Origin of the sequence: Campylobacter troglodytis, from assembly GCF_006864425.1 — a bacterium.
GTDB classification, from domain to species: domain Bacteria; phylum Campylobacterota; class Campylobacteria; order Campylobacterales; family Campylobacteraceae; genus Campylobacter_D; species Campylobacter_D troglodytis.
The window spans coordinates 1-20,230 of record NZ_QHLI01000053.1; the positions used below are offsets into that span (position 1 = coordinate 1).

Genomic DNA, 20,230 nt, shown 5'->3' on the forward strand with positions numbered 1-20,230 from the left:
TTACACACTCGTAACTCTGCGAGAAGATATGCTAAAACGAAATGGGCAAGTTTATACTCAGATTGTAAAAGCTTGCTCTGCTAGCGAGCTATTACCTATGGGATTTGAGTGATATGAGCAAGACAGAATTTTATAGTGATTGCTTGGCTATTTATGATGGTTTAGTTGATTTTTTACTTCGTGCTACGCACTCGTAACTTTGCAAGAAGGAGCAAAGTTATAGAGTAAGACACAGGGAAAATGAGTTTGCAAAGGGCACAAATCACATAAATGCAATTGAGAATTTCTGGGGCTTTGCCAAGCATAGATTAAGCAAATTTAAAGGAATTAAAAAGGAAAATTTTGTCCTTCATTTAAAGGAAACAGAATTAAGACGAAAATTTTGAGACAAAATATTTATCAAAATTTATTAAAGTTGATAAGCCAAAATCCGCTTAAGTTGTCTTGAGCCAAGTTTAATTGAGCCAATTTTTAAGGCTAAACTTAATATTTTGTAAGGCTCTTCTTTGAAAATAAAGTTAATGCCTTTGTTTTTTCAAGCCCTTGAATTTCTACAAAAAATTCATACTTGTAACCAAGACTCATAAATTAAGGCAATATAATTGAATTTAAAAATTTGTAAAGCCTAAGTAAAAAATTCAAGCAAAACAAGCTTTTATCTTAGCCTTGTGATATTTGCCTTTGAGTAAGCCTTATCAAAGAAGTCTTTTATATGATCTTGCCTTTGCTGGTTTATATAAACAGAGCCTACCTCCTCTCTTACATCCTCATAAGCAAGAGGCTGAGGCAAGCTTTTATCCCTTAGTCTATACATCACAAAGCCCTTTTCATCTTCTAGGATAGGAGAGTATTCATTCTTAGCTAGTCTTGATAAAAAGACAAGCAAACGAGGATCGCTATTGTCTAAGCTTAACTTAGCGGTTTTTTCTTTGATGCTAGGATCTTTTTTATTTGTGCTTCTTAAATTTTCTAGGCTTGAAAGCTTTGAGGAGTTATAAACACTAACAGTTATGCTAGTAAAAAGCAAGAACTCATCTAAATTTCTCTCATAAAAGCTTCTAGCTGCTTCCTCGCTATAATCAATCTTAGCCCCACTAGCTACTAGCTCATAAAGCCTTCTTTTTTCAAGTTGGCTTTTAAAATCTTCCTTAAAGTCCTCATAGCTTTGCTTTTTAGCCCTTAATTCAGCCTTTAATTCATCCTCATCAAAGATCTTTTTGATCTCAGTTTCTAGCTCAAATTCACTAAGAGTTGTGCCCATTTTTTTGATCTGTGCCCTTTCTATGCGATCGTTGATTAGAAAATTTATGGCATTTTCCCTAGTTGTTTTAAGCTTTTTTTCAGCTTCATTTATCTCATACACTGTAATTGGCTCATTATCGACTATAAGGGCTATGGCATTGATACTTGCTGCCTTACTTGCTAAAAAACATAGACATAAAAAAATACAAATTTGTTTCATTGTTTACCTTTTTTAAACTAAGAAAGTAGTATTATAACACCTAAATTTTAAAAAAAGGCAAGATATGCAAAAATTCACCACTCGTTTTGCTCCATCTCCTACGGGTTATTTGCATATAGGAGGACTTCGCACCGCACTTTATAATTATCTTTATGCTAGAAAAAATGGGGGGCAGTTTTTGCTACGCATAGAGGATACAGATTTAAAAAGAAACAGCGAAGATGCTACAAAGGCTATCTTAAAAGCCTTTAAATGGTGTGGGCTTGATTTTGATCAACAAGTAGTGTATCAATCCCGCCGCTTTGAGCTTTACAAAAAACACATAGATCTTTTACTTGAAAAAAAGCTAGCTTACCGTTGTTACATGAGCAAGGAGGAGCTAGATTCTCTTAGAAAGAAACAAGAAGCAGCCAAGCAAAGACCTCGCTATGACGGTCGTTATAGAGATTTCACAGGCACACCGCCCTCTGACATAGCCCCTGTAATTCGCATCAAAGCACCTCAACAGGGCGAGATTTCCTTTATTGATGGGGTTAAGGGCGAGGTTAAATTTGAAGCAAAGGATATAATGGATGATTTCATCATCGCAAGAAGCGATGGCAGCCCTACTTATAATTTTTGCGTTGTAGTAGATGATGCCTTAATGGGCGTTAGTGCTGTCATTCGCGGGGATGATCATCTTTCAAATACACCTAAGCAAATAGTACTTTACGAGGCCTTAGGCTTTAAAGTGCCAACCTTTTATCACCTAGCTATGATACACGGAGAAGATGGTAAAAAACTCTCAAAAAGACACGGTGCTACTGATGTAATGGAGTATAAAAATATGGGCTTTACGCCGCAAGCTTTGCTAAATTTTCTTGTCCGCCTTGGCTGGTCGCACGGAGATGATGAGATTTTTTCTTTAAATGAATTAAAAGATCTTTTTGATCCTACTCACATAAGCAAGAGTGCAAGTGCATATAGCTTTAAAAAGCTTGAATGGCTTAATCAACACTATATAAAATCCTTGCCCTTTAAGGAGCTTAAAAAACAGTGTAAAGAACTAGGCTTTGACTTTGATACTGTGGGACAAAGGGCTGAATTTTTGTGTGATCTGTTAAGAGAAAGAAGCAAGACCTTGCTTGATCTAATAAATGGGGCAAAAAAACTCATTCAAAGCCCTCAAAATTACGATGAAAAAGCAGTTTCTAAATTCATAAACAAAGAAAATTTGGGCTATTTGCGTGAATTTTTAGAGCTTTTAAACGAAAAAAACTCCTTAAATTTAGCCTCAAATAGGCAAAATTCGCTAAATTCAGCAAAGTACTTTGAAGATCTTATAAGCGAGTTTTTAGCCAAAAAAAATTTAGAATTAAAGCATATAGCTCAGGCTTTGAGGGTAGCACTTACAGGAGTTGGGGTAAGTCCTGGCATTTATGAGGTGCTTGAATTTATAGGAATTAAGGAGGCAAAAGAAAGGATAGAAAAATTACTAAATACCTATGAAAGGGCTATTTAAAGATCTAGCCTTGTCGTTTTAATCTTAACAAAAAACTTTTGCAGCTAAGCTTTGTGAATTTAAGCTTTAAAATTCACACAAAGACTTTGTGAGTTAAAATGACAAGATCTGCCTTTTCATAATTTTAATTAAATTCAACAAAAAAGGACAAAAAACAATGAGTTTAAGAGAGGAAGCCTTAAAATACCACGAGGGTGGCAAATTCATCATCACACCAAGCAAGTCTATGCAAAGTGCGCATGATTTATCTCTAGCTTACAGCCCTGGAGTAGCTGAGCCTTGCATAGTCATAGCTGAGGATGAGGAATTTGCCTATACATACACAAACAAGGCTAATCTAGTAGCCATAGTAACTGATGGTAGTGCTGTTTTGGGACTTGGAAACATAGGTGCTGCTGCTGCAAAGCCTGTGATGGAGGGCAAGGTATGCTTGTTTAAAAAATTTGCAAACATAAATGCCTACGACATAGAAATTGATCTGCATACTGTTGATGAGATAGTAGCCTTTTGCAAGGCTCTTGCTCCAACTGTGGGTGGGATAAATTTAGAAGACATTGCAGCACCAAAGTGCTTTGAGATAGAAGCAAGGCTTCAAGACATAGGCATACCTGTGATGCATGATGATCAGCACGGAACAGCCATCATCTCAAGTGCAGGGCTTATCAATGCTATGCAGCTTAGTGGCAAGAAATTCAAAGATATAAAGGTAGTTGTTAGCGGAGCAGGTGCTGCTGGCATAGCTTGTGCTAGGATGTATAAAAAATTAGGAGTTGAGCACATAGTGCTTGTAGATAGCAAGGGCGTTGTTAGCAAGGATAGGACGGATTTAAACAAATACAAAGAAGAATTTGCCCTTCAAACAAAGGATAAAAGCCTAGCAGATGCTATGCGTGGAGCTGATGTGTTTTTAGGGCTTTCAAAGCCTAAAATTTTAACGTCCGATATGATTAAATCAATGTCAGCTCATCCTGTGATCTTTGCCCTTGCTAATCCTATACCTGAGATCATGCCAGAAGAGGCAAAGGCTCTTAGAAAAGACGCCATAATAGGCACAGGAAGAAGCGATTACCCAAATCAGATCAACAATGTCCTAGGCTTTCCCTTTGTTTTTAGAGGAGCCTTAGACATTAGAGCAAATAAGATCACAGATAATATGAAAATAGCAGCCGCAAGAGCCTTAGCCGATCTTGCAAAAGAGCCTATAAGCGAGGAGGTTAAAAGAGCTTATGAGGGTGAGAGCATTGAATTTGGAGCTGATTATATCATACCAAAGGCCTTTGATTCTCGTGCAAAAGCAGCTGTAAGCACAGCAATAGCAGCAGCAGCAGTAAAAGATAAAGTTGCAAAGGTAAAAAAATTTGATGAGAAAAGATACTTTGAGAGTTTAAGCTAGGCTGGTCTAAAACTTTGTCTATAAGAGGCAAATTCTTAATGAAACTTTTAAGAGAATTTGCCTTTTGTTAGTTGCTTACCAAGGGCAAATTATTAAGGATCTTTTTAGATGAAATTTGTGTTTTACTTAACAGTTGCTAGCACAGTAAAGCAAAAGCTTAATACACTAAACTGTTAGCACCTTGACTTTTAAGCATAAAAGTCTTTTTCTTCGCACTTGCCAAAGTTCTAGTGTGTTGCACTTGACAAAGACACATTGTATCGCAACTTGCAAGATGTGAGTGCGAAAACCAGTTCGCATAATTTGCCTTAGGCTCAAGATACTCTAACTTGAGCCTTGCCTTATTAACTTTAATTTATAAATTCAAGCCTTGCTTGAATTTATAAACTTTTTACATTAGGCTTCATTTTTGCTAACAGAGTCTTTGTTAGACTATGCCTAGCAAAGTCCTTTCTACTTTTAAAATAATTTTGGCTCTTTTTTAAAAAGTGTTGATTTGTCATTTTTAGCCTATGGGCGAAGAATCCATTAAATTCAAGGTATTTCTCCATAAATTCGTTCATTCTTAGCACACGCTTATAATGACAAGAATTTTGTCGTTCTCAACCTAGAGATCCAGCAGGGCTTTTAGGTGTAGCCCAAGCAAAAAATCTCTTCAGCTATGAGATACTTGACTTCGATTCAATATGACAAATAGGTATTTTATTTAAAATCAATAGTTTTTTAAAATATAGCCTAATTTTTTGTGTACTTGACAAGGTGCTTAGCTTACCTTGTCTAAATTTAAGTAAGGCTAAAAATTTTATACTAAATTTATAAAGTTTTAATGTTAAAGCAAAGAGCTTCTATATAAATCTTAGCAAAAATTATAAAAATATCCTAATTAAACTATCATAATCCAAAAGCAATATAGCTATTTTTCATTTTTAGCAAGACTTATACGAAAACTAAATTTAAGACTATTTTGTCTAAAAAATACAAGAAAATATTTTAATAAATACCTAATGAAAAACCCTTAAATTCAGCCTTTAAATTCACAAAAATTAAATATTAATCAAACAAAATAAGACAAATTAAATATTTTTTCAAAATTTAGCAAGAAAAATACAACTTGACATGAATTTTTAAAGAAGAAAAATTAAGATTTTATTTATCTTATATTTAAAAAAGATCCTTTAAAAGAACTTAAATTTTCTTTGCTTATTATCAGACCTCTTTATTCTCTTTCTAAGTTTAACTTATCCCCTTAAAACACAAGTGTTTATAAATTCACAACTTAATCAAGCTTTAAATTTAGCACTTATTTATAGCCACCCTAGCGTACTGTTTAAACCTTTGAATTTTTAGTTTTTTAATCTAAATATTTTTATAATTACTCTTTTAAGACCCCTTAAATTTAGCCTTTAAGCACCTTTTAATCTCCATTAAAAACATTTAGCTTGGCTTATTTAGTGCACAAAGATGAATTAAATTTTTTGCAAAATGCTTTAAATTAAATAAATATGTATTTAAAAAATATTTAAGCAAAAATATAGGAAAAATTTTCTATAATGTAATTTTATTTTACTTCAAAGTAAGGAGAGTCGATGAATCCAAGTAATGCGATAAGCTATGACTATACGGTGGCGAAATACTTTATGTTTGCTACTATATTGTTTGGCATCATTGGTATGGCTATAGGAGTTATCATAGCCTTTCAGATGGCATACCCAGATCTTAACTATCTTGCAGGTGAGTATGGGACCTTTTCAAGACTTAGACCACTTCACACCTCTGGCGTGATTTTTGGCTTTATGCTTTCAGGCATTTGGGCTACTTGGTATTACATAGGTCAGAGGGTATTAAAGGTGAGCATGGCTGAGTCCTGTTTTTTGATGGCGGTTGGCAAGCTTCATTTCTGGCTTTATATGATCTTGATGATTATAGCCGTCATAACGCTTTTTATGGGTATTTCTACCTCAAAGGAATATGCAGAGCTTGAATGGCCTCTTGACATACTTGTGGTGATTGTTTGGGTACTTTGGGGCGTGAGTATCTTTGGGTTAATAGGCATTCGCCGTGAAAAAACCCTTTATATATCGCTTTGGTATTACATAGCTACCTTCTTGGGTATAGCGATGCTCTATCTTTTCAACAATATGGCAGTTCCTACTTATTTTGCTAGCGGTGGCTTTGGTAATTGGTGGCACTCAGTTTCTATGTATGCTGGCACAAATGACGCCTTGGTTCAGTGGTGGTATGGACACAATGCTGTTGCCTTTGTTTTTACTGTTGGAATCATTGCTCAAATTTATTATTTCTTACCAAAGGAAAGCGGACAGCCCATTTTTAGCTACAAGCTTTCTTTGTTTGCCTTTTGGGGATTGATGTTTGTGTATTTGTGGGCTGGCGGACACCATCTTATCTACTCAACCGTTCCTGATTGGATGCAAACTATGGGTTCTATGTTTTCCATAGTTCTCATACTTCCTAGCTGGGGCTCAGCCATTAACATCTTACTTACTATGAAAGGAGAGTGGGAGCAGCTAAGAGAAAGTCCTTTGATTAAATTTATGATTTTGGCTTCTACTTTTTATATGTTCTCAACCCTAGAAGGTCCTATACTTTCTATCAAGTCAGTAAATGCCCTAGCTCACTTTACAGACTGGATTCCAGGGCATGTGCATGATGGAACGCTTGGCTGGGTTGGCTTTATGACTATGGCTGCACTTTATCATATGACACCAAGGGTATTTAAAAGAGAGCTTTACAGCAAGAGTTTGATGGAAACTCAGTTTTGGGTTCAAACCACAGGCGTTGTATTTTACTTTGCATCTATGTGGATAGCAGGTATCACTCAGGGTATGATGTGGCGTGCTCCTGATGAGTATGGCAACTTGCTTTATAACTTTATAGACTCTGTTGATGCCATTGTTCCTTACTACTGGATCAGAGCTATTGGTGGCTTGTTGTATTTGATAGGATTTTTTATGTTTGCATATAATATTTACAAATCAATTGCTTCTGGAAGAGCGCTTGAAAAAGAACCAACAAGTGCCTCACCTATGGCAGCATAAAGGAGGAAACAATGTTTGCGTGGTTAGAAAAAAATCCATTCTTTTTTGCCGTAGCTGTTTTTATCGTAATTGCCTATGCTGGTGTCATTGAGGTACTACCAAGCTTTGCAAATAATGCAAGACCTATTGAGGGCAAAAAACCCTACACAGTCTTGCAGCTTGCAGGCAGACAGGTATATATAAACGAAAGCTGTAATGCTTGCCACTCTCAGCTCATTCGTCCCTTTAAGGCTGAGACGGATAGATATGGAGCTTACTCAAAGAGTGGTGAATTTGCTTACGATAGACCCTTTTTGTGGGGTTCAAAGAGGACAGGTCCTGATCTGGCAAGGGTAGGAAATTACCGCACCACAGATTGGCATGAAAATCATATGTTTGATCCAAAATCAGTAGTGCCAAGCTCTATAATGCCAGCATATAAACATATGTTTAAGAAAAAAGCTGACATAGAAACTGCTTATGCTGAGGCCTTAACGGTTAAAAAAGTATTTAATGTTCCCTATGATGTAGAAAATCAAACAGTTCTTGGTTCTTGGGAAGAAGCTCAGGCTAATGTAAAGGCTGAGGCTGAGGAGATAGTAAATGCTATGAAGGATCCTGAGATCAAAGCAGCCTTTGAAAGAGGCGAGATTAAAGAAATCGTAGCCTTAATAGCCTATTTAAATAGCTTGAAGTAGTGGCTATGTTTGAGTTTTTAAGTTCTATCAAAAAGGAGCAATGGGAAGCCTTTCAAGGTTATGGCTTTTTTGTTTTGATTGTCTTTTTGGTGGTGGTTTTGTATGCTTATTGGTTTCATCTTTACAGAAGTGAAAAAAAGGGTGTGAGAGATTATGAAAAGTATTCTAGGTTAGCCCTTGATGATGAGATCGATGATAAGGTTTTAGAAAAAAGGAGTTCTTGATGGAATGGCTAAATTTACAAGACAGTGTTAATGTGCTGTCTTTAATCGGTGCTTGTATCATCATACTCGTAACTGTTTTTGTTGTGGGTAGGATGTTTGCACAAATGAAAGAAAAAAAGGGTGCGGTAGAACTTGACGCACATAGCTTTGATGGTATAGGTGAGCTTAAAAGCCCTGTGCCCTTTGGCTGGAAGCTTGTTTATTTACTTGCTATTATTTGGATGATTTGGTATTTTTTGTGGGGCTATCCTTTAAATTCATATTCGCAAATTGGCGAGTATAACAAAGAAGTGCAGTTACACAACGCCAAATTTGAGGAAAAATTCAAAAACCTCTCTCAAGATGAAAAAATAGCAATGGGAACAAATCTTTTCTTAGTACAATGCTCAGCATGTCATGGCATTACAGGAGATGGGATTAACGGCAAGGCTCAAAATTTGAATATTTGGGGCTCTGAGGCTGCTATAGCTGAGACCATTGAAAAGGGTTCAAAGGGTATGGACTATATTATGCCTGAGATGTTAGGAGCTGAGGATCTAGGCATAGCCAAAGAAGACATACCAGCCATTGCTGCTTATGTGGCTAAGGAGATCTCGGCCATTAAAAAGACTCAAAATGAACACCTAGTTGAAAGGGGTAGAGAGCTTTTTGCTAATTGCACCTCTTGTCACGGAGAGGATGGAACAGGGGTCATTGAAGGAGATGTGATGGCTCCTAATCTAACCATATACGGCTCAGCTGCCTTTGCTGTGGATGTGTTAAATCGCGGTAAAAACGGCTTCATAGGCTCTATGCCTAAATTTGACAGCAGCATATTAAACGACATACAAAAACAAGCTGTTGGCGAATACATAATATCTCTTTCAAGGGGGCAGTGATGGAAGAAAATACCAACAGATCAGTATTTAGTCTAGGAGGCTTAACAGGTATGCTTATAGCTACAGTGCTTTTAATTGTCATCTTAATTCTTCTTACCATTTGGGGTATTAAGGCCCAGCGAGATGTTATGCAAAAGCCCTATGCTATAGAACAAGCTGAAAACATAAAAGAATTTGGCTCAAAAAGAGAGCAACACATCATCATAAAGGAGCTTAAATGAGCAAGATTATAGAATACCTAATCATCATCGGTCTAGTCCTTTCAGCCGTGATTACAGCTTGGTCTGTTTTAACCCCAAATCATCTTGCCATAGGATGATTAAATATCTTAAAGGCGGCATTTTAGCCGTCTTCTTTTATTTGAATTTAGCTCAAGGCGAAAACTTCGTACTTCTTAATGAGGATGTTTTAAACGAGAAGGTGGTAAGCCAGATTAACACCATAGGGGCTGAGCTTTACGCAAAAAGCGGAGTTTTTGCAGCAGTTGCAGTGGCAAGAAACATTGAGATAGAAGAGCTTCAAGCTATGCAAGATACTTTGCAAGCTCCCTTTGTCCTACTTGTTTTATCGCAAAAATCCCACATAGTAGATATACTTACAAGCAAGGAAGCCATCTTTTTTTTCGATAGAAACAAGGTTTTAAGCCCTTATTCTGGTGAGGGTTCTATACTGCCTGTGCTTGCTTCAAATAAGGCAAAGGATATTTACAACGCAGCCATTTTAAACGGCTATGGCGATATAGCCGATCAAATAGCAGCTTATTTTAAACTTAAGCTTGAAAGCTCCATAGGCAATGCCAACAGAGACACCCTAAATGTCCTTCGCATAGGAATTTATGGCTTTTTGTGCATAGCTGCTTTGTATTATGCCCAAAGAAAGATCAAAAAGAGACGGTATGCAAGCTAAGAAAAGCTCAAAAAAGACCTTTTGGCCCTACGGCATACTCTTATCCATACTTGCCATAGTTGGTGCTTGCATTGCGACTATCATATTTTCTCTTGATTATCCTGTGTATGAGGATGATGCCTTTTTGCAAAAATATAGAGAGGTAAATTCAAATTTCAACGAACTTCAAATACAAAATGAAAATTTCCAAAAAGCCTATGAATTAAGCCTAGACTTACCCGTTAAATTTGGCAGAAAAAAACGTCAATTTTATGAGATTAGCCAGGCTCAAAGGCTTGAATTTAAGCTTCTTCAAAAGACTCAGTTAGAGGCTAGGGATTTAAAGATTACAGTACTACTAACAAGGCCTCACACAAGCACTCAAGATCAGTGGCTTGAAAACACTAACTTAGAAGCACAAGACTTAAATACTAGCATTTTAAGCCTAGTTTTGCCAGAGTTAGAAAGGGGTCGTTGGCAGCTTAAACTAAGGCTTGAAAGGGATGAAAACACAGTAGGATTTTACGAGTTTGAATTTCTTGTAGGCGAGTAAAAATGCGTCTTTTTGTCTTTGCCACAGCAAGAAAAACAAGGGCTTTTTATGAGGAAGCACTCAAAAAGGACGCCTTGCTTGATAAGGCTTTAAGTGTTGGTGATTTTTTAGACTCTGTGTGTTTGTGCGAGGGCTTTAAAGCAAGTAGCTATGAGAGCTTGCTTTTAATGCAAAAAGCCTGTGTGAAAAGTAAAAATTTAGAACAAAAACTTGGAATTTCAAGTGAATTTTTTGCCTTTTTGAAAAACAAGGACTATCTTTTCTCCTTCTTTAAAGAGTTAGCCATAGAACATAAAGATCTTAATGTGCTTAAAAACAACGACTACTACGCCACCTACAACGAACATTTAGACATTTTAAACGAGGTTTTGACAAATTATTTAGCACTCTTAAAAGAGGCTAGCTTATATGATGAGCTTTCCTTGCCTCAAAATTACAGTTTAAATTTGGATTTTTTAAATAATTTTGATGAGATAATCTATGATTTAGAAGGCTTTTTAAGTGCTTTTGAAACAAGACTTTTAACTCAAATTTCTAGCAAAAAAAACTGTGTTTTAAGGTTTAAAACAAGCAAATTTAATCTTGAAGCCTTGCTTTCCTTGCCCTTTTTAAAAGATCTTTCTTTGAAGGAAAATTTTTATTATGAGTTTAATTTAAGTCAAAATAAGATCTTAAAAAGCACCGAGCTTAAAAGGCAAAATTCACAGATCTTCATTAAATCCTTCAAACTTCGTATCCTACAAGCTGCCTTTGTATTTGATAAGATCTCACAGTTTATAAGGGAGGGCTTAGAGCCTGAAAAAATCGCCGTGATTACACCAGATGAGGATTTTTGTGAATTTTTAAGACTACTTGATAAAAACAATTCCTTAAACTACGCAAGTGGCATAAGCATAAGGCAAAGTGAGTTTTACCAAAGGCTAAATGCCCTTTATGAGAGTGCGAATTTAGAAGATTTTGTGCTAAATGAGGACAAGGATTATTTTGACAAAAATGATCAGATCTTTGACTATGAAAACAGTATGCTTCATTTTTATGAGCTTGATTTTAAGGACTTTAAGGCTAAATTTGACGCGCCTTGCGATCTAGCTTATTTTAAAGATTTAATCAATCTTTTTTTAAGCCTTGAAAAATCCTCTTTTGCAAATGAGCTAAAAGCCTTGATAGAAGAGCAAATGCTTTTTGTTTCAAATTTGCTTAAATTTCAAAGCCTTAAACTAAGAGAGCTTTTAGAGCTTTTTTTCATTCAACTTGCACCCTTAAAGCTTAGTAGCGTTGGTGGGGGCAAGGTTTATGCAATGGGGCTTTTAGAAAGCAGAGGGCTTAGTTTTGATGGGGTTATTATAGTTGATTTTAACGATGATCTCATTCCAACAAGAAGCGTAAATGAGCTTTTTTTAAACAACGATCTTCGCAAGAAGGCCGGGCTTATTAGCTATGAAAAAAGGGAAAGCTTGCAAAGATTTTATTATCAAAGCTTGATAAACAGTGCCAAAAAGGTAGCCCTTTGCTTTGTGGAAAATGAAGAAAAACTTAGATCTCGTTTGCTTAATGAGCTTGATTTTAGCCTTGTTGATGAGCCTTACAAAGAAGAAGCCTATGCAAAAGCCTTGAAATTTACAAAGCAAGTGCATATAAATCTAAGCCCCCTAAATGCACCGAAATTCAAATACAATCTTTTTGAAAGACCTCTTTCTTTTAGCCGCTTGAATTTATTTTTAAAGCACAAAAGAAGCTATTTTTACAAATATATCTTAAAGCTAAACGAGCCAAGGGCTTTAAGCTTTGAGGAAAGCAAGGAAAAAAACACAGGGCTTAGTTTGCACGAGTTTTTAAGCGAGTTTTTTGATACACATAAAGAAGGCTTTAATGAGAAAGAATTTTTTGATTTTTTTGATAAAAAGAGTAAAAAATTAAGTGCCTTGGAGGCTGAAATTTGGCTTTTGCGTTTAAAAGGCTTTGTTAAGGCTCAAAAGGAGCATTTTGACAAAGGACATAGGGTTCTTTACACTGAAAAAGAGCTTGAAAAAGAGCTTATTATAGATGGTAAAGGCATTAAAATTCAAGGCAAAATCGACCGTATCGATGCCGTAGATGACGCGTATATGATCTTTGATTACAAAACAGGAAAACTAGATGAAAGATCCTTTCAACTTGCCTTTTATCAAGCCCTGTTTGATGAAAAAGCAAGGGCTGTGTTTTTGAATTTAAAGACAAATGAGCTTGTTAATATAAATAAAAACTATGATTTAGAGCATTTAAAAGAGTGCTTAAAAGAGCTTTTAATAGAAAGTGAAGACGAAATAGAATTTGAAAACGAAAAGGAGAATTTACACTGTCCCTACAAGCTCATTTATGAAAAGGATCTAAAATGAGCTTTGAGCCTTTTTTGGCACTTGAAGCTAGTGCAGGAAGTGGCAAGACCTTTGCCTTAAGCGTTCGCTTTGTAGCCCTTGCCTTGATGCCAGAAGTGAATTTAAATGAAATTCGTGCCATTACCTTCACAAAAAAGGCAGCAAATGAGATGCAAGGTCGCATCATCGACACCTTTTTAAATTTACAAGACAAAGCAAATGAGCTAAACGAGCTTTGCAAACTCTTAGACAAAAACAAGGATGAAATTCTAAATTTAAGGGATGCTAGGAAAACCACTTTTTTAAGAACCGAGCTTAAAATTAGCACCTTTGATTCTTTTTTTGGACAAATCCTTCGTGCCTTTGCCTTGAATTTAGGGCTTATGAGTGATTTTAAGCTAAGTGAGGAGATCAAAGATCTAAGAGCTGTTTTTTTAAAGTTGCTCTCGCGTGAGGAATTAAAAGATCTAGCTTATTATATAGTAGAACTTGATGAGAAGGAGAATTTTTTCAAAGAGCTTGAAAGCTTATATCACAATGCTTATTTTAAGGAATTTGAAAAAAGGCAAAATCCAAGCAAAGAAAAAATAAACAAGGCTTATTTGAATTTGCGAGAATTCATAGTGAAAAATGGCGAGCTTTTAGTAGGCAAGCAAAATAATAACTTGCAAAAATTATTTAAAAATGAAAGCTTGAATTTAGATGAGTTTTTGGATGGCTTTTTAGGGAAATTAAAAGCACAAAACACCCCTCAATACCTACAAAGGCTCTTACATAATAAGGAATTTTCACAAGCTTTTAATGCCTTTGAAACTGTCTTAAATGAGTATGGGACTGAGCTTGAAGCCTTTAAACTGTCTCGTTTGATGAGGCTATTAAGCCATTTTAGCGAGGCAAAAAACACAGCTCAAAAAAATAAAAATCTTTTAAGCTTTGCTGACATCACAAGAAGGGTTTTAGAGCTTATTCAAAGTGATTTAAGGGATATGATTTATTTTCGACTTGATGGCAAGATAGCTCATCTTTTAATCGATGAATTTCAAGACACCAGCGTGATTCAGTATCAAATTTTAAAGCCTCTTATAGCTGAGCTTATCTCAGGTGAGGGTACAAGAGCATTTCGTAGCTTTTTTTATGTGGGGGATAAAAAGCAAAGCATTTATGGCTTTAGGCAAAGCAAAAAAGAACTTTTTGACTTTTTACGCTTTGAATTTAGCCAGATAAAACTTCAAAGCCTTGATACAAATTACAGAAGCTTTGAAAATTTAGTGAAATTCATAAATGAAAGCTTTAAGGATAAATTCACAAACTATCTACCTCAAAAACTTCCCCTTGATAGTGCTAAAAAGGGAGGCTTTGTTAGAGTGGTGCAAAGTGAAGAAAAGGAGGCTAAAAAAGAGCTTATAGCCCTTGCTAGCCTTGATATGCTTAAAATTCAGCTTAATGAGCTTCATAAAAGACAAATTCCTTGGGAAAAAATTTGCATTTTGTGCTGGACCAATGATAATGCTGATCTTATTTTAAACTTTTTAAAAAAAGAAAAAATCCCAGCCTTTACTCAAAGTAATATTATGCTTGAAAACAAAGCAACTGTGAGGCTAGTGCTTGAATATGCTAAATTTTGCATCTTTAAGGATGAGTTTTACAAGGTATTTTTGAAGGAGCTTTTGGGCTTTGAGCCTTTGTGCTTAAAGCTTGATATAAGTAGGGGTGCTGCTCAAAATGTGCTTTATTTGGCTAAGAATTTAAGACTTGATCTAAGCGATCTTGGGCTTTTGCAGTTTTTAGAGTATGCAAGAAGCAAGGAAAATTTAATGCAGCTCTTGTTTGAGCCTTGTGATTTAAAGATTGTAAGCGAGGAAAGCAAGGGTCTTAGTATAATGACAGTGCATAAATCAAAGGGGCTTGAGTTTGATCATGTAATCTTGCTTGATAGGCTTACAAAGAATAATTTAAGCAAGGAAAGCATAATGCTTGATTTTAGTGTAAATGAGGGCTGGAATTTGCAACTTAAAAGCAAGATCTTTGATAAAACAAGCCCCCAATTTTACGCAAATTTTATACAAAAAATGCAAAAAGCCCAGCTTGATGATGATATAAACAAGCTTTATGTGGCTATGACAAGGGCAAGGGAGAGCCTAATTATCATAAAAAGAAATGAAAACTGTATAAATAAAAGCTATCCAAGCTATTTTAAGGAGCTTTTAAATTTAAAAGATCAAGAACTAGGAGAGCTAAACCAAGAATCTATGGCTTTAAATTTGACAAAAAAGGAATTAAAAGAAAACCTAGGACCCTTTGAAAAAGTGTCAAAACAAGAACTTTCAAGCACAAAAATAGAGCACTCAAAGGAGCTTTATTTTGGAATAGCCTTTCACTTTTTTATGCAACACTGTAATTTTGATGGAAGTAATTTTAAGGCACTTTGTGAGAGAACAAGGAGTAAATTCAGGCATTTTTTAGAGGAAAAGGATTTTAACGAGCTTTTTACAAGATTAAAAACCTTGCTTGAAAACAGCGAATTTCAAGGGCTTTTAAGAAACAAGAAGCATTTTAGAGAAAGGAATTTAAGCTTTAAGGGTGAGCTTAAACAGCTTGATTTGCTTTGTATAGATGAAAATGAGGCCACAGTGATTGATTACAAAACGGGTGAGAGCGATAAAATAGGAAATGAAATGCAAGTTAGGCTTTACAAGGAGGCTGTTTTTCAAATTTTGGGGCTAAAAACTCGAGCCTTTGTGCTTTACTGTTTAAATTCAGGGCTTTATTTTAAGGAACTTTGAATTTTTAGCGTTTTTTGCACAAGCCTTGAATTTAAACTTGTCTTTTGTTAAAAATCTTGCTTTTAGCTTAAAGCCTTGTTGTTTTAAGCCTACAAAAGCAAACGAATAAGCTCTTTTTGAATTATTTAGCTACGCTAAATATGACAAAGTTCAACACCTTTTTAAAAAAGAGCAAATTTTGAGCTTTATCTTAGCTTAAATTCAGCTAAATTGAAGTTTATTTTAATATAATTAGCTTTTTTAAATTAAATTCAAGGGTAAAAAATGACTAAGGCTATGAAGGCAGCGGACATCAAAAGAGAATGGATAGTCCTTGATGCTGAGGGCAAGAACTTTGGAAGATTGCTAACAGAGGTAGCGACTATTTTAAGGGGCAAAAACAAGCCTTATTTTACGCCAAATGTGGATTGTGGGGACTTTGTGATTATCATAAATGCCTCAAAGGTAAATTTCACAGGCTCAAACAAGGCTGATAACAAGCTTTATCATAGACATTCGGGCTATTTTGGTAGCACAAAGAGTGAGAAATTTGGAGATTTACTCGCTAAAAATCCAGTAAAGCTTTATAAATTAGCTGTTCGTGGAATGCTTCCTAAAACAACGCTTGGCAGGACAATGCTTAAAAAGCTTAAAATTTACGCAAGTAGCGAACATCCACACACCGCACAGGTATCAAGAAAGGCATAAGATGGCAAAATCAACAAGTACATACGCCACAGGCAAAAGAAAAACCGCTGTGGCAAAGGTTTGGCTAAGCACAGGCAAGGGCGAGATCATAGTAAATGGAATGGATCTAAACACTTGGCTTGGAGGACACGAGGCTATTAAACTCAAAGTAGTACAACCCCTCCTAGCCACAAAACAAGAAAAATCAATGAGTATAAAGGCTACAACACTTGGAGGAGGCTATAATGCCCAGGCTGAGGCTTTAAGGCACGGCATTTCAAAGGCTTTGGCTTTGATGGATACTGAATTTAGAGCCCTCTTAAAGCCTCAAGGCTTGCTGACAAGAGATAGCCGCACAGTTGAGCGTAAAAAATACGGCAAACGCAAAGCGCGTCGCAGTCCGCAATTTTCTAAACGTTAAACCATTAAGCCTAATTCTTAGGCTTTTGCAAAAAATTCTTTTAAAGTGGCCTTGATGAGAGGAGTTGATCTAGTATATTTACTCTTGTATTTTACTCTTAGATTTTTTGTTTGGCTTTTGCCAGACTCAGCCTTAAACTCCCTTTCAAATGCCATTGCTACACTTGCTTATAAGATAAATCACAAGCATAAAAAAATCATCAAGGCAAATTTGCGTTTTTGTTTTCCTGAAAAAAATGAAGAAGAAATTACTCAAATTACAAAAAAAATTTACAAAAATTTCGCTAGTTTTGGCTTTGAGTTTTTAAAGATACAAAATGCCACGAAAGAAGACATTAAAAAACTTGTCAGCATAGATGAAATAAGTCTTTTACAAGATGCACTTAATACAAAACGCAACATAGTCTTTATCACGGCACATTTTGGCTGCTGGGAGTTAATCCCTTTCATTTATGCTAGCTATTTTGGTGGTATTTCTATAGTTACTCGCACGCTTGATAGCAAGATAATGAATGATTTATTGATAAAAAATCGCACAAAACACTTTGATGTCGAGCTTATAGACAAGCTTGGTGGGGCTAAAAAAATGCTCTTTGCCATTAAAAGAGGACGAAGCCTTGGAATTTTATCCGATCAAGACGCAGGAGATAATGAGAGTGTGGTCTTAGAATTTTTTGGAAAAAAGGTAAATTGGAACATAGGTGCAAGTGTGATTGCCAAAAAAACAAAGGCTCTTTTAATCCCAGCCTTTGTGTATCAAAAAAAGGATACTTTTGATAAAAATGCTAGCAAAACAAACGATTTTAAAGGTGCAAAATACTCAGTCAAGGTATTTAAACCACTTGATGCCTCCCTTGCAAGTAAAGAGGAGTTAAGTATTTATCAAGCAAAATGCTGCGAAGAGATGATAAGAGCTTATCCTGAGGAGTATTTTTTCTTTCATAAAAGATTTAAGAGATTTTACAGTGAAATTTATCAAGCTTAGGTAAGAAAATTTTCTTTTGCTAAATTAAACTTGGCTCAATAAAGCTTAATAGGATTTTGGCTTATCAGCTTTAATTAAGGCTCAAGATTCTTTAATAGGATTTTCTCTTAGCAATTTTAATAAATTTGATAATTTTATCCTCAAATTTTGTCTAAATTCAATTTCTTTTAAGTGAAGGATAAAATGTTTTTTTGTTATGCTTTTAAATTTAGCAAGTCTAAACTTCGCAAATCCCCTTATGCTTGCAGTTACAAGACGCGTTACACGAAGCAAAAAAGTTCAGAATTTCGTTAATGTAGTTTCACCCCTTTGCAAACTCATTTGCATTACCCTATAATGTGCCTTTGCACCTTCTTGCCAAGTTGCAAGTAAAATGAAGCAAAAAATCCACCAAGGCACCGTAGGCTTTGAAGGTATCGCTTTAAATCTCGCATTCGTTAAACTCCGCAAAATCCCTTATAATAGCTAGTATCTCTTTGGCAAAGCAATGTTTGAGCGTATAAGCGCTAGCCTAGAGTTTTAGCATTTATTCTCGCAAAGTTGCAAGAGGCTTAACGAAGTAAAAACACAGATGTTTTCTTGCCAGCACCACGCCCACGCTTGCCTCGCACAGGCCTTGCTACTTACTCTTTTAGCTCCTTGTGCTCACAGCTACAAGCCTAGCATTGTAACAAATAACTCTCATCAACTTCGATTTCACCACTCATTTTAGGGATTTTTCACACTCTTTAAGGGTTAAAATGCGAATTTTCCGCAAAATTCTATTCACACAAACACGAGAAATTTTGCAAATTTCAGCGTTTTTTCGCCTCTAAATCAATTCTTGTAAAGTTAGGGGCAAAATGCGAAGTAAAAAATAACGCAAAATTTCTCTAAATTATATTTGCAAAATTTGGGAACGGATTTTTATTTTTCATAGGACTTAGCTTAAAAATCTTTTGGTTTAAGTGTAATTGAGCCTAATTTTTAAGCCCACTTAAACCCAGTCCAAATACACATTTTTCGCATTTTTCGTGGCGATTTTATCCTTTAAAACACTAAGTTTCGAAGCAGGGTCAGCAAAAAAGCGCTCATGCGTTTCGACCATCAAATACTCGATATTTTCGTGTAAATTCTGCTCTAAAATTGCGTCTAAAACTTCAAACTCCGCACCTTCAATGTCGATTTTAACAAGATTTATCCTGCCGTGCTTTGCCACAAGGGATTTTATAAATTCGCAAAAGTTTATCAGCCGCACTTCATAGCCCTTACTTTGCCCTTGAAAGTCCCATTTTACCACGCTTCCACCCTGTCCCACGGCGTTTTCATCGCTTTCATCGTAAAAAATAGTCTTGCCATCTTGCGTAGAAATCGCTGCTTCGTGCAAGATGAAATCTGCTTTGTTTTTATAAAGGTTTCGCAAAAAAGCACATAAATAAATGTTTGGTTCAAAGGCATAGCAAAGTCCGCCACAAGCTAGTGCAAGATCGGCAAAAACGCCATTATGACAGCCCGCATCGACAAAAACAAGCCGTTCACCACGTTCTTTTCGTAGGTAAAAATCATAAAAGATTTTGTGATATTTGGGTGCGACATAGGCACGTTTTAGCAAGAAAGCAAAGTCATAAAACGACCCCCCCCCCCCCCCGCAAGCTTGGCTACTTGGCTTTGAGCGTCATTTGTTAATTCAATTAGATCAAGTTTTTTAATACTTTGGGCTACAAAATGTGCAAAATGGGTGCTTCTAACATACTCAAAAATTTTCTTTTTGCCTATATAAATTTCCCTGCGTCCGTCTTCAAATTTGATTTTTTTAAACATCTTTATCCTTTTTTGTGAATTTTTTTAAAATTTATCTTGTAATTTTAATGAAAATTTGTGAATTCTTTTAAAAATAGCAAAAAATTCACGGATTTTTAAAACAAATGTGAATTTGTTGGACGAATTTCATAACAAAATTGTGTGTAAAAGTAAATTTGCATTTTTGTATCCAAAGAGTGTTAGAAAATCAGTAAGATGAGTGGTGAGATTGAAGTTGATGAAGCTTGCTTTTTGCTTCCTTGCACTCGCAACTGTAAGAAGAAGTAATTCGCAGAGTATGCAGAATGCGTGGGTGTTAAGCTTACAAGAAAACGCTTGTGTTTTTACTTCGTTAAGCATCTTGAAACTGCAAACAAAAGAGGCTTTGCGAAATTTAGACTTGCTAAATTTAAGAGCACAAAAAAGAAAATTTTGTCCCTCATTTACAAAAACAAAATTAAGACGAAAATTTTAGGACAAAATTATTGGCGATTGATACTTTTAGCTAAAATTTTATAGGATTTTTCCTAATCAATTTTAACAAAATTTTATACAAATTTTCATTTTTAACTTTAACATTATATCTAAATTCAGTTTCCTTTAAGTGCAAATAG

The 20,230-nt window shown here is 35.5% G+C and carries 20 protein-coding genes and 3 pseudogenes; 16 read left to right on the forward strand and 7 right to left on the reverse strand.

Annotation, left to right across the window (positions count from 1 at the left end):
* Positions 1-448, forward strand: a pseudogene (locus DMC01_RS16740) (hypothetical protein); the annotation flags it as partial.
* A 207-nt stretch (positions 449-655) separates the two neighbouring features.
* Here the strand turns inward: DMC01_RS16740 and DMC01_RS09905 are convergent.
* Positions 656-1,462, reverse strand: coding sequence for a peptidylprolyl isomerase (locus DMC01_RS09905; protein WP_142694066.1), 807 nt, complete (start codon positions 1,460-1,462; stop codon positions 656-658).
* Positions 1,463-1,526: 64 nt separating this feature from the next.
* Here DMC01_RS09905 and gltX point away from each other — a divergent pair, with 64 nt between their 5' ends.
* Both gltX and DMC01_RS09915 read left to right on the forward strand, forming a co-directional pair.
* Complete coding sequence (gene gltX, locus DMC01_RS09910; protein WP_142694067.1) at positions 1,527-2,963, forward strand: glutamate--tRNA ligase; 1,437 nt, start codon at positions 1,527-1,529, stop codon at positions 2,961-2,963.
* Positions 2,964-3,120: 157 nt separating this feature from the next.
* Entirely contained in the window at positions 3,121-4,356 is a 1,236-nt protein-coding gene (locus DMC01_RS09915) for a malic enzyme-like NAD(P)-binding protein (RefSeq protein ID WP_142694068.1), read from the forward strand.
* A gap of 165 nt (positions 4,357-4,521) precedes the next feature.
* On the opposite strand, the gene DMC01_RS16020 is transcribed toward DMC01_RS09915, so the two are convergent.
* Positions 4,522-4,656, reverse strand: coding sequence for a hypothetical protein (locus DMC01_RS16020; RefSeq protein WP_282432300.1), 135 nt, complete (start codon positions 4,654-4,656; stop codon positions 4,522-4,524).
* A 1,286-nt stretch (positions 4,657-5,942) separates the two neighbouring features.
* Here DMC01_RS16020 and ccoN point away from each other — a divergent pair.
* The 13 genes from ccoN to DMC01_RS09980 all read left to right on the forward strand — a co-directional run bounded on the left by ccoN (position 5,943) and on the right by DMC01_RS09980 (position 17,837).
* The gene (gene ccoN / locus DMC01_RS09920) at positions 5,943-7,412 is read left to right on the forward strand and encodes a cytochrome-c oxidase, cbb3-type subunit I (protein WP_142694069.1); all 1,470 of its coding nucleotides are present in this window, start codon (positions 5,943-5,945) and stop codon (positions 7,410-7,412) included.
* Positions 7,413-7,423: 11 nt separating this feature from the next.
* Positions 7,424-8,089: a cytochrome-c oxidase, cbb3-type subunit II gene (gene ccoO / locus DMC01_RS09925; RefSeq protein WP_142694070.1), complete on the forward strand. Its 666-nt coding sequence runs from the start codon at positions 7,424-7,426 to the stop codon at positions 8,087-8,089.
* A 5-nt stretch (positions 8,090-8,094) separates the two neighbouring features.
* Positions 8,095-8,313 (forward strand): cytochrome c oxidase, cbb3-type, CcoQ subunit, encoded by a 219-nt coding sequence (locus DMC01_RS09930; protein ID WP_142694071.1) that lies wholly within the window; start codon positions 8,095-8,097, stop codon positions 8,311-8,313.
* Positions 8,313-9,191, forward strand: coding sequence for a c-type cytochrome (locus DMC01_RS09935; protein WP_142694072.1), 879 nt, complete (start codon positions 8,313-8,315; stop codon positions 9,189-9,191). Before DMC01_RS09930 ends, DMC01_RS09935 begins: the two co-directional genes overlap by 1 nt.
* Positions 9,191-9,412 (forward strand): DUF4006 family protein, encoded by a 222-nt coding sequence (locus DMC01_RS09940; protein ID WP_142694073.1) that lies wholly within the window; start codon positions 9,191-9,193, stop codon positions 9,410-9,412. The genes DMC01_RS09935 and DMC01_RS09940 overlap by 1 nt, the downstream gene beginning before the upstream one ends.
* Complete coding sequence (locus DMC01_RS09945; RefSeq protein WP_142694074.1) at positions 9,409-9,510, forward strand: hypothetical protein; 102 nt, start codon at positions 9,409-9,411, stop codon at positions 9,508-9,510. The genes DMC01_RS09940 and DMC01_RS09945 overlap by 4 nt, the downstream gene beginning before the upstream one ends.
* Entirely contained in the window at positions 9,507-10,097 is a 591-nt protein-coding gene (locus tag DMC01_RS09950; protein WP_142694075.1) for a hypothetical protein, read from the forward strand. Before DMC01_RS09945 ends, DMC01_RS09950 begins: the two co-directional genes overlap by 4 nt.
* Complete coding sequence (locus DMC01_RS09955; RefSeq protein WP_185908861.1) at positions 10,087-10,629, forward strand: FixH family protein; 543 nt, start codon at positions 10,087-10,089, stop codon at positions 10,627-10,629. The genes DMC01_RS09950 and DMC01_RS09955 overlap by 11 nt, the downstream gene beginning before the upstream one ends.
* 2 nt (positions 10,630-10,631) lie before the next feature.
* On the forward strand, positions 10,632-13,004 hold the full coding sequence (locus DMC01_RS09960; RefSeq protein ID WP_142694077.1) for a PD-(D/E)XK nuclease family protein: 2,373 nt from the start codon (positions 10,632-10,634) through the stop codon (positions 13,002-13,004).
* A complete protein-coding gene (locus DMC01_RS09965; protein ID WP_142694078.1) occupies positions 13,001-15,766 on the forward strand; it encodes a RecB-like helicase in 2,766 nt (921 codons plus the stop codon). The genes DMC01_RS09960 and DMC01_RS09965 overlap by 4 nt, the downstream gene beginning before the upstream one ends.
* Before the next feature lie 264 nt (positions 15,767-16,030).
* On the forward strand, positions 16,031-16,453 hold the full coding sequence (gene rplM / locus DMC01_RS09970; RefSeq protein ID WP_142694079.1) for a 50S ribosomal protein L13: 423 nt from the start codon (positions 16,031-16,033) through the stop codon (positions 16,451-16,453).
* Position 16,454: 1 nt separating this feature from the next.
* The gene (gene rpsI / locus DMC01_RS09975; RefSeq protein ID WP_142694080.1) at positions 16,455-16,853 is read left to right on the forward strand and encodes a 30S ribosomal protein S9; all 399 of its coding nucleotides are present in this window, start codon (positions 16,455-16,457) and stop codon (positions 16,851-16,853) included.
* Between the two features lie 54 nt (positions 16,854-16,907).
* On the forward strand, positions 16,908-17,837 hold the full coding sequence (locus DMC01_RS09980; protein WP_142694081.1) for a lipid A biosynthesis lauroyl acyltransferase: 930 nt from the start codon (positions 16,908-16,910) through the stop codon (positions 17,835-17,837).
* A gap of 279 nt (positions 17,838-18,116) precedes the next feature.
* Here the strand turns inward: DMC01_RS09980 and DMC01_RS16745 are convergent, their stop codons facing one another.
* The 5 genes and pseudogenes from DMC01_RS16745 to DMC01_RS10000 all read right to left on the reverse strand — a co-directional run.
* A complete protein-coding gene (locus DMC01_RS16745; RefSeq protein ID WP_427846118.1) occupies positions 18,117-18,287 on the reverse strand; it encodes a hypothetical protein in 171 nt (56 codons plus the stop codon).
* A 224-nt stretch (positions 18,288-18,511) separates the two neighbouring features.
* Positions 18,512-18,627 (reverse strand): annotated as a pseudogene (locus DMC01_RS16750) (IS1595 family transposase); the annotation flags it as partial.
* Positions 18,628-18,813: 186 nt separating this feature from the next.
* Positions 18,814-19,428 (reverse strand): FkbM family methyltransferase, encoded by a 615-nt coding sequence (locus tag DMC01_RS09990; protein ID WP_185908862.1) that lies wholly within the window; start codon positions 19,426-19,428, stop codon positions 18,814-18,816.
* On the reverse strand, positions 19,422-19,637 hold the full coding sequence (locus DMC01_RS09995) for a hypothetical protein (RefSeq protein ID WP_142694082.1): 216 nt from the start codon (positions 19,635-19,637) through the stop codon (positions 19,422-19,424). The genes DMC01_RS09990 and DMC01_RS09995 overlap by 7 nt, the downstream gene beginning before the upstream one ends.
* 484 nt (positions 19,638-20,121) lie before the next feature.
* Positions 20,122-20,230, reverse strand: a pseudogene (locus tag DMC01_RS10000) (IS1595 family transposase); the annotation flags it as partial.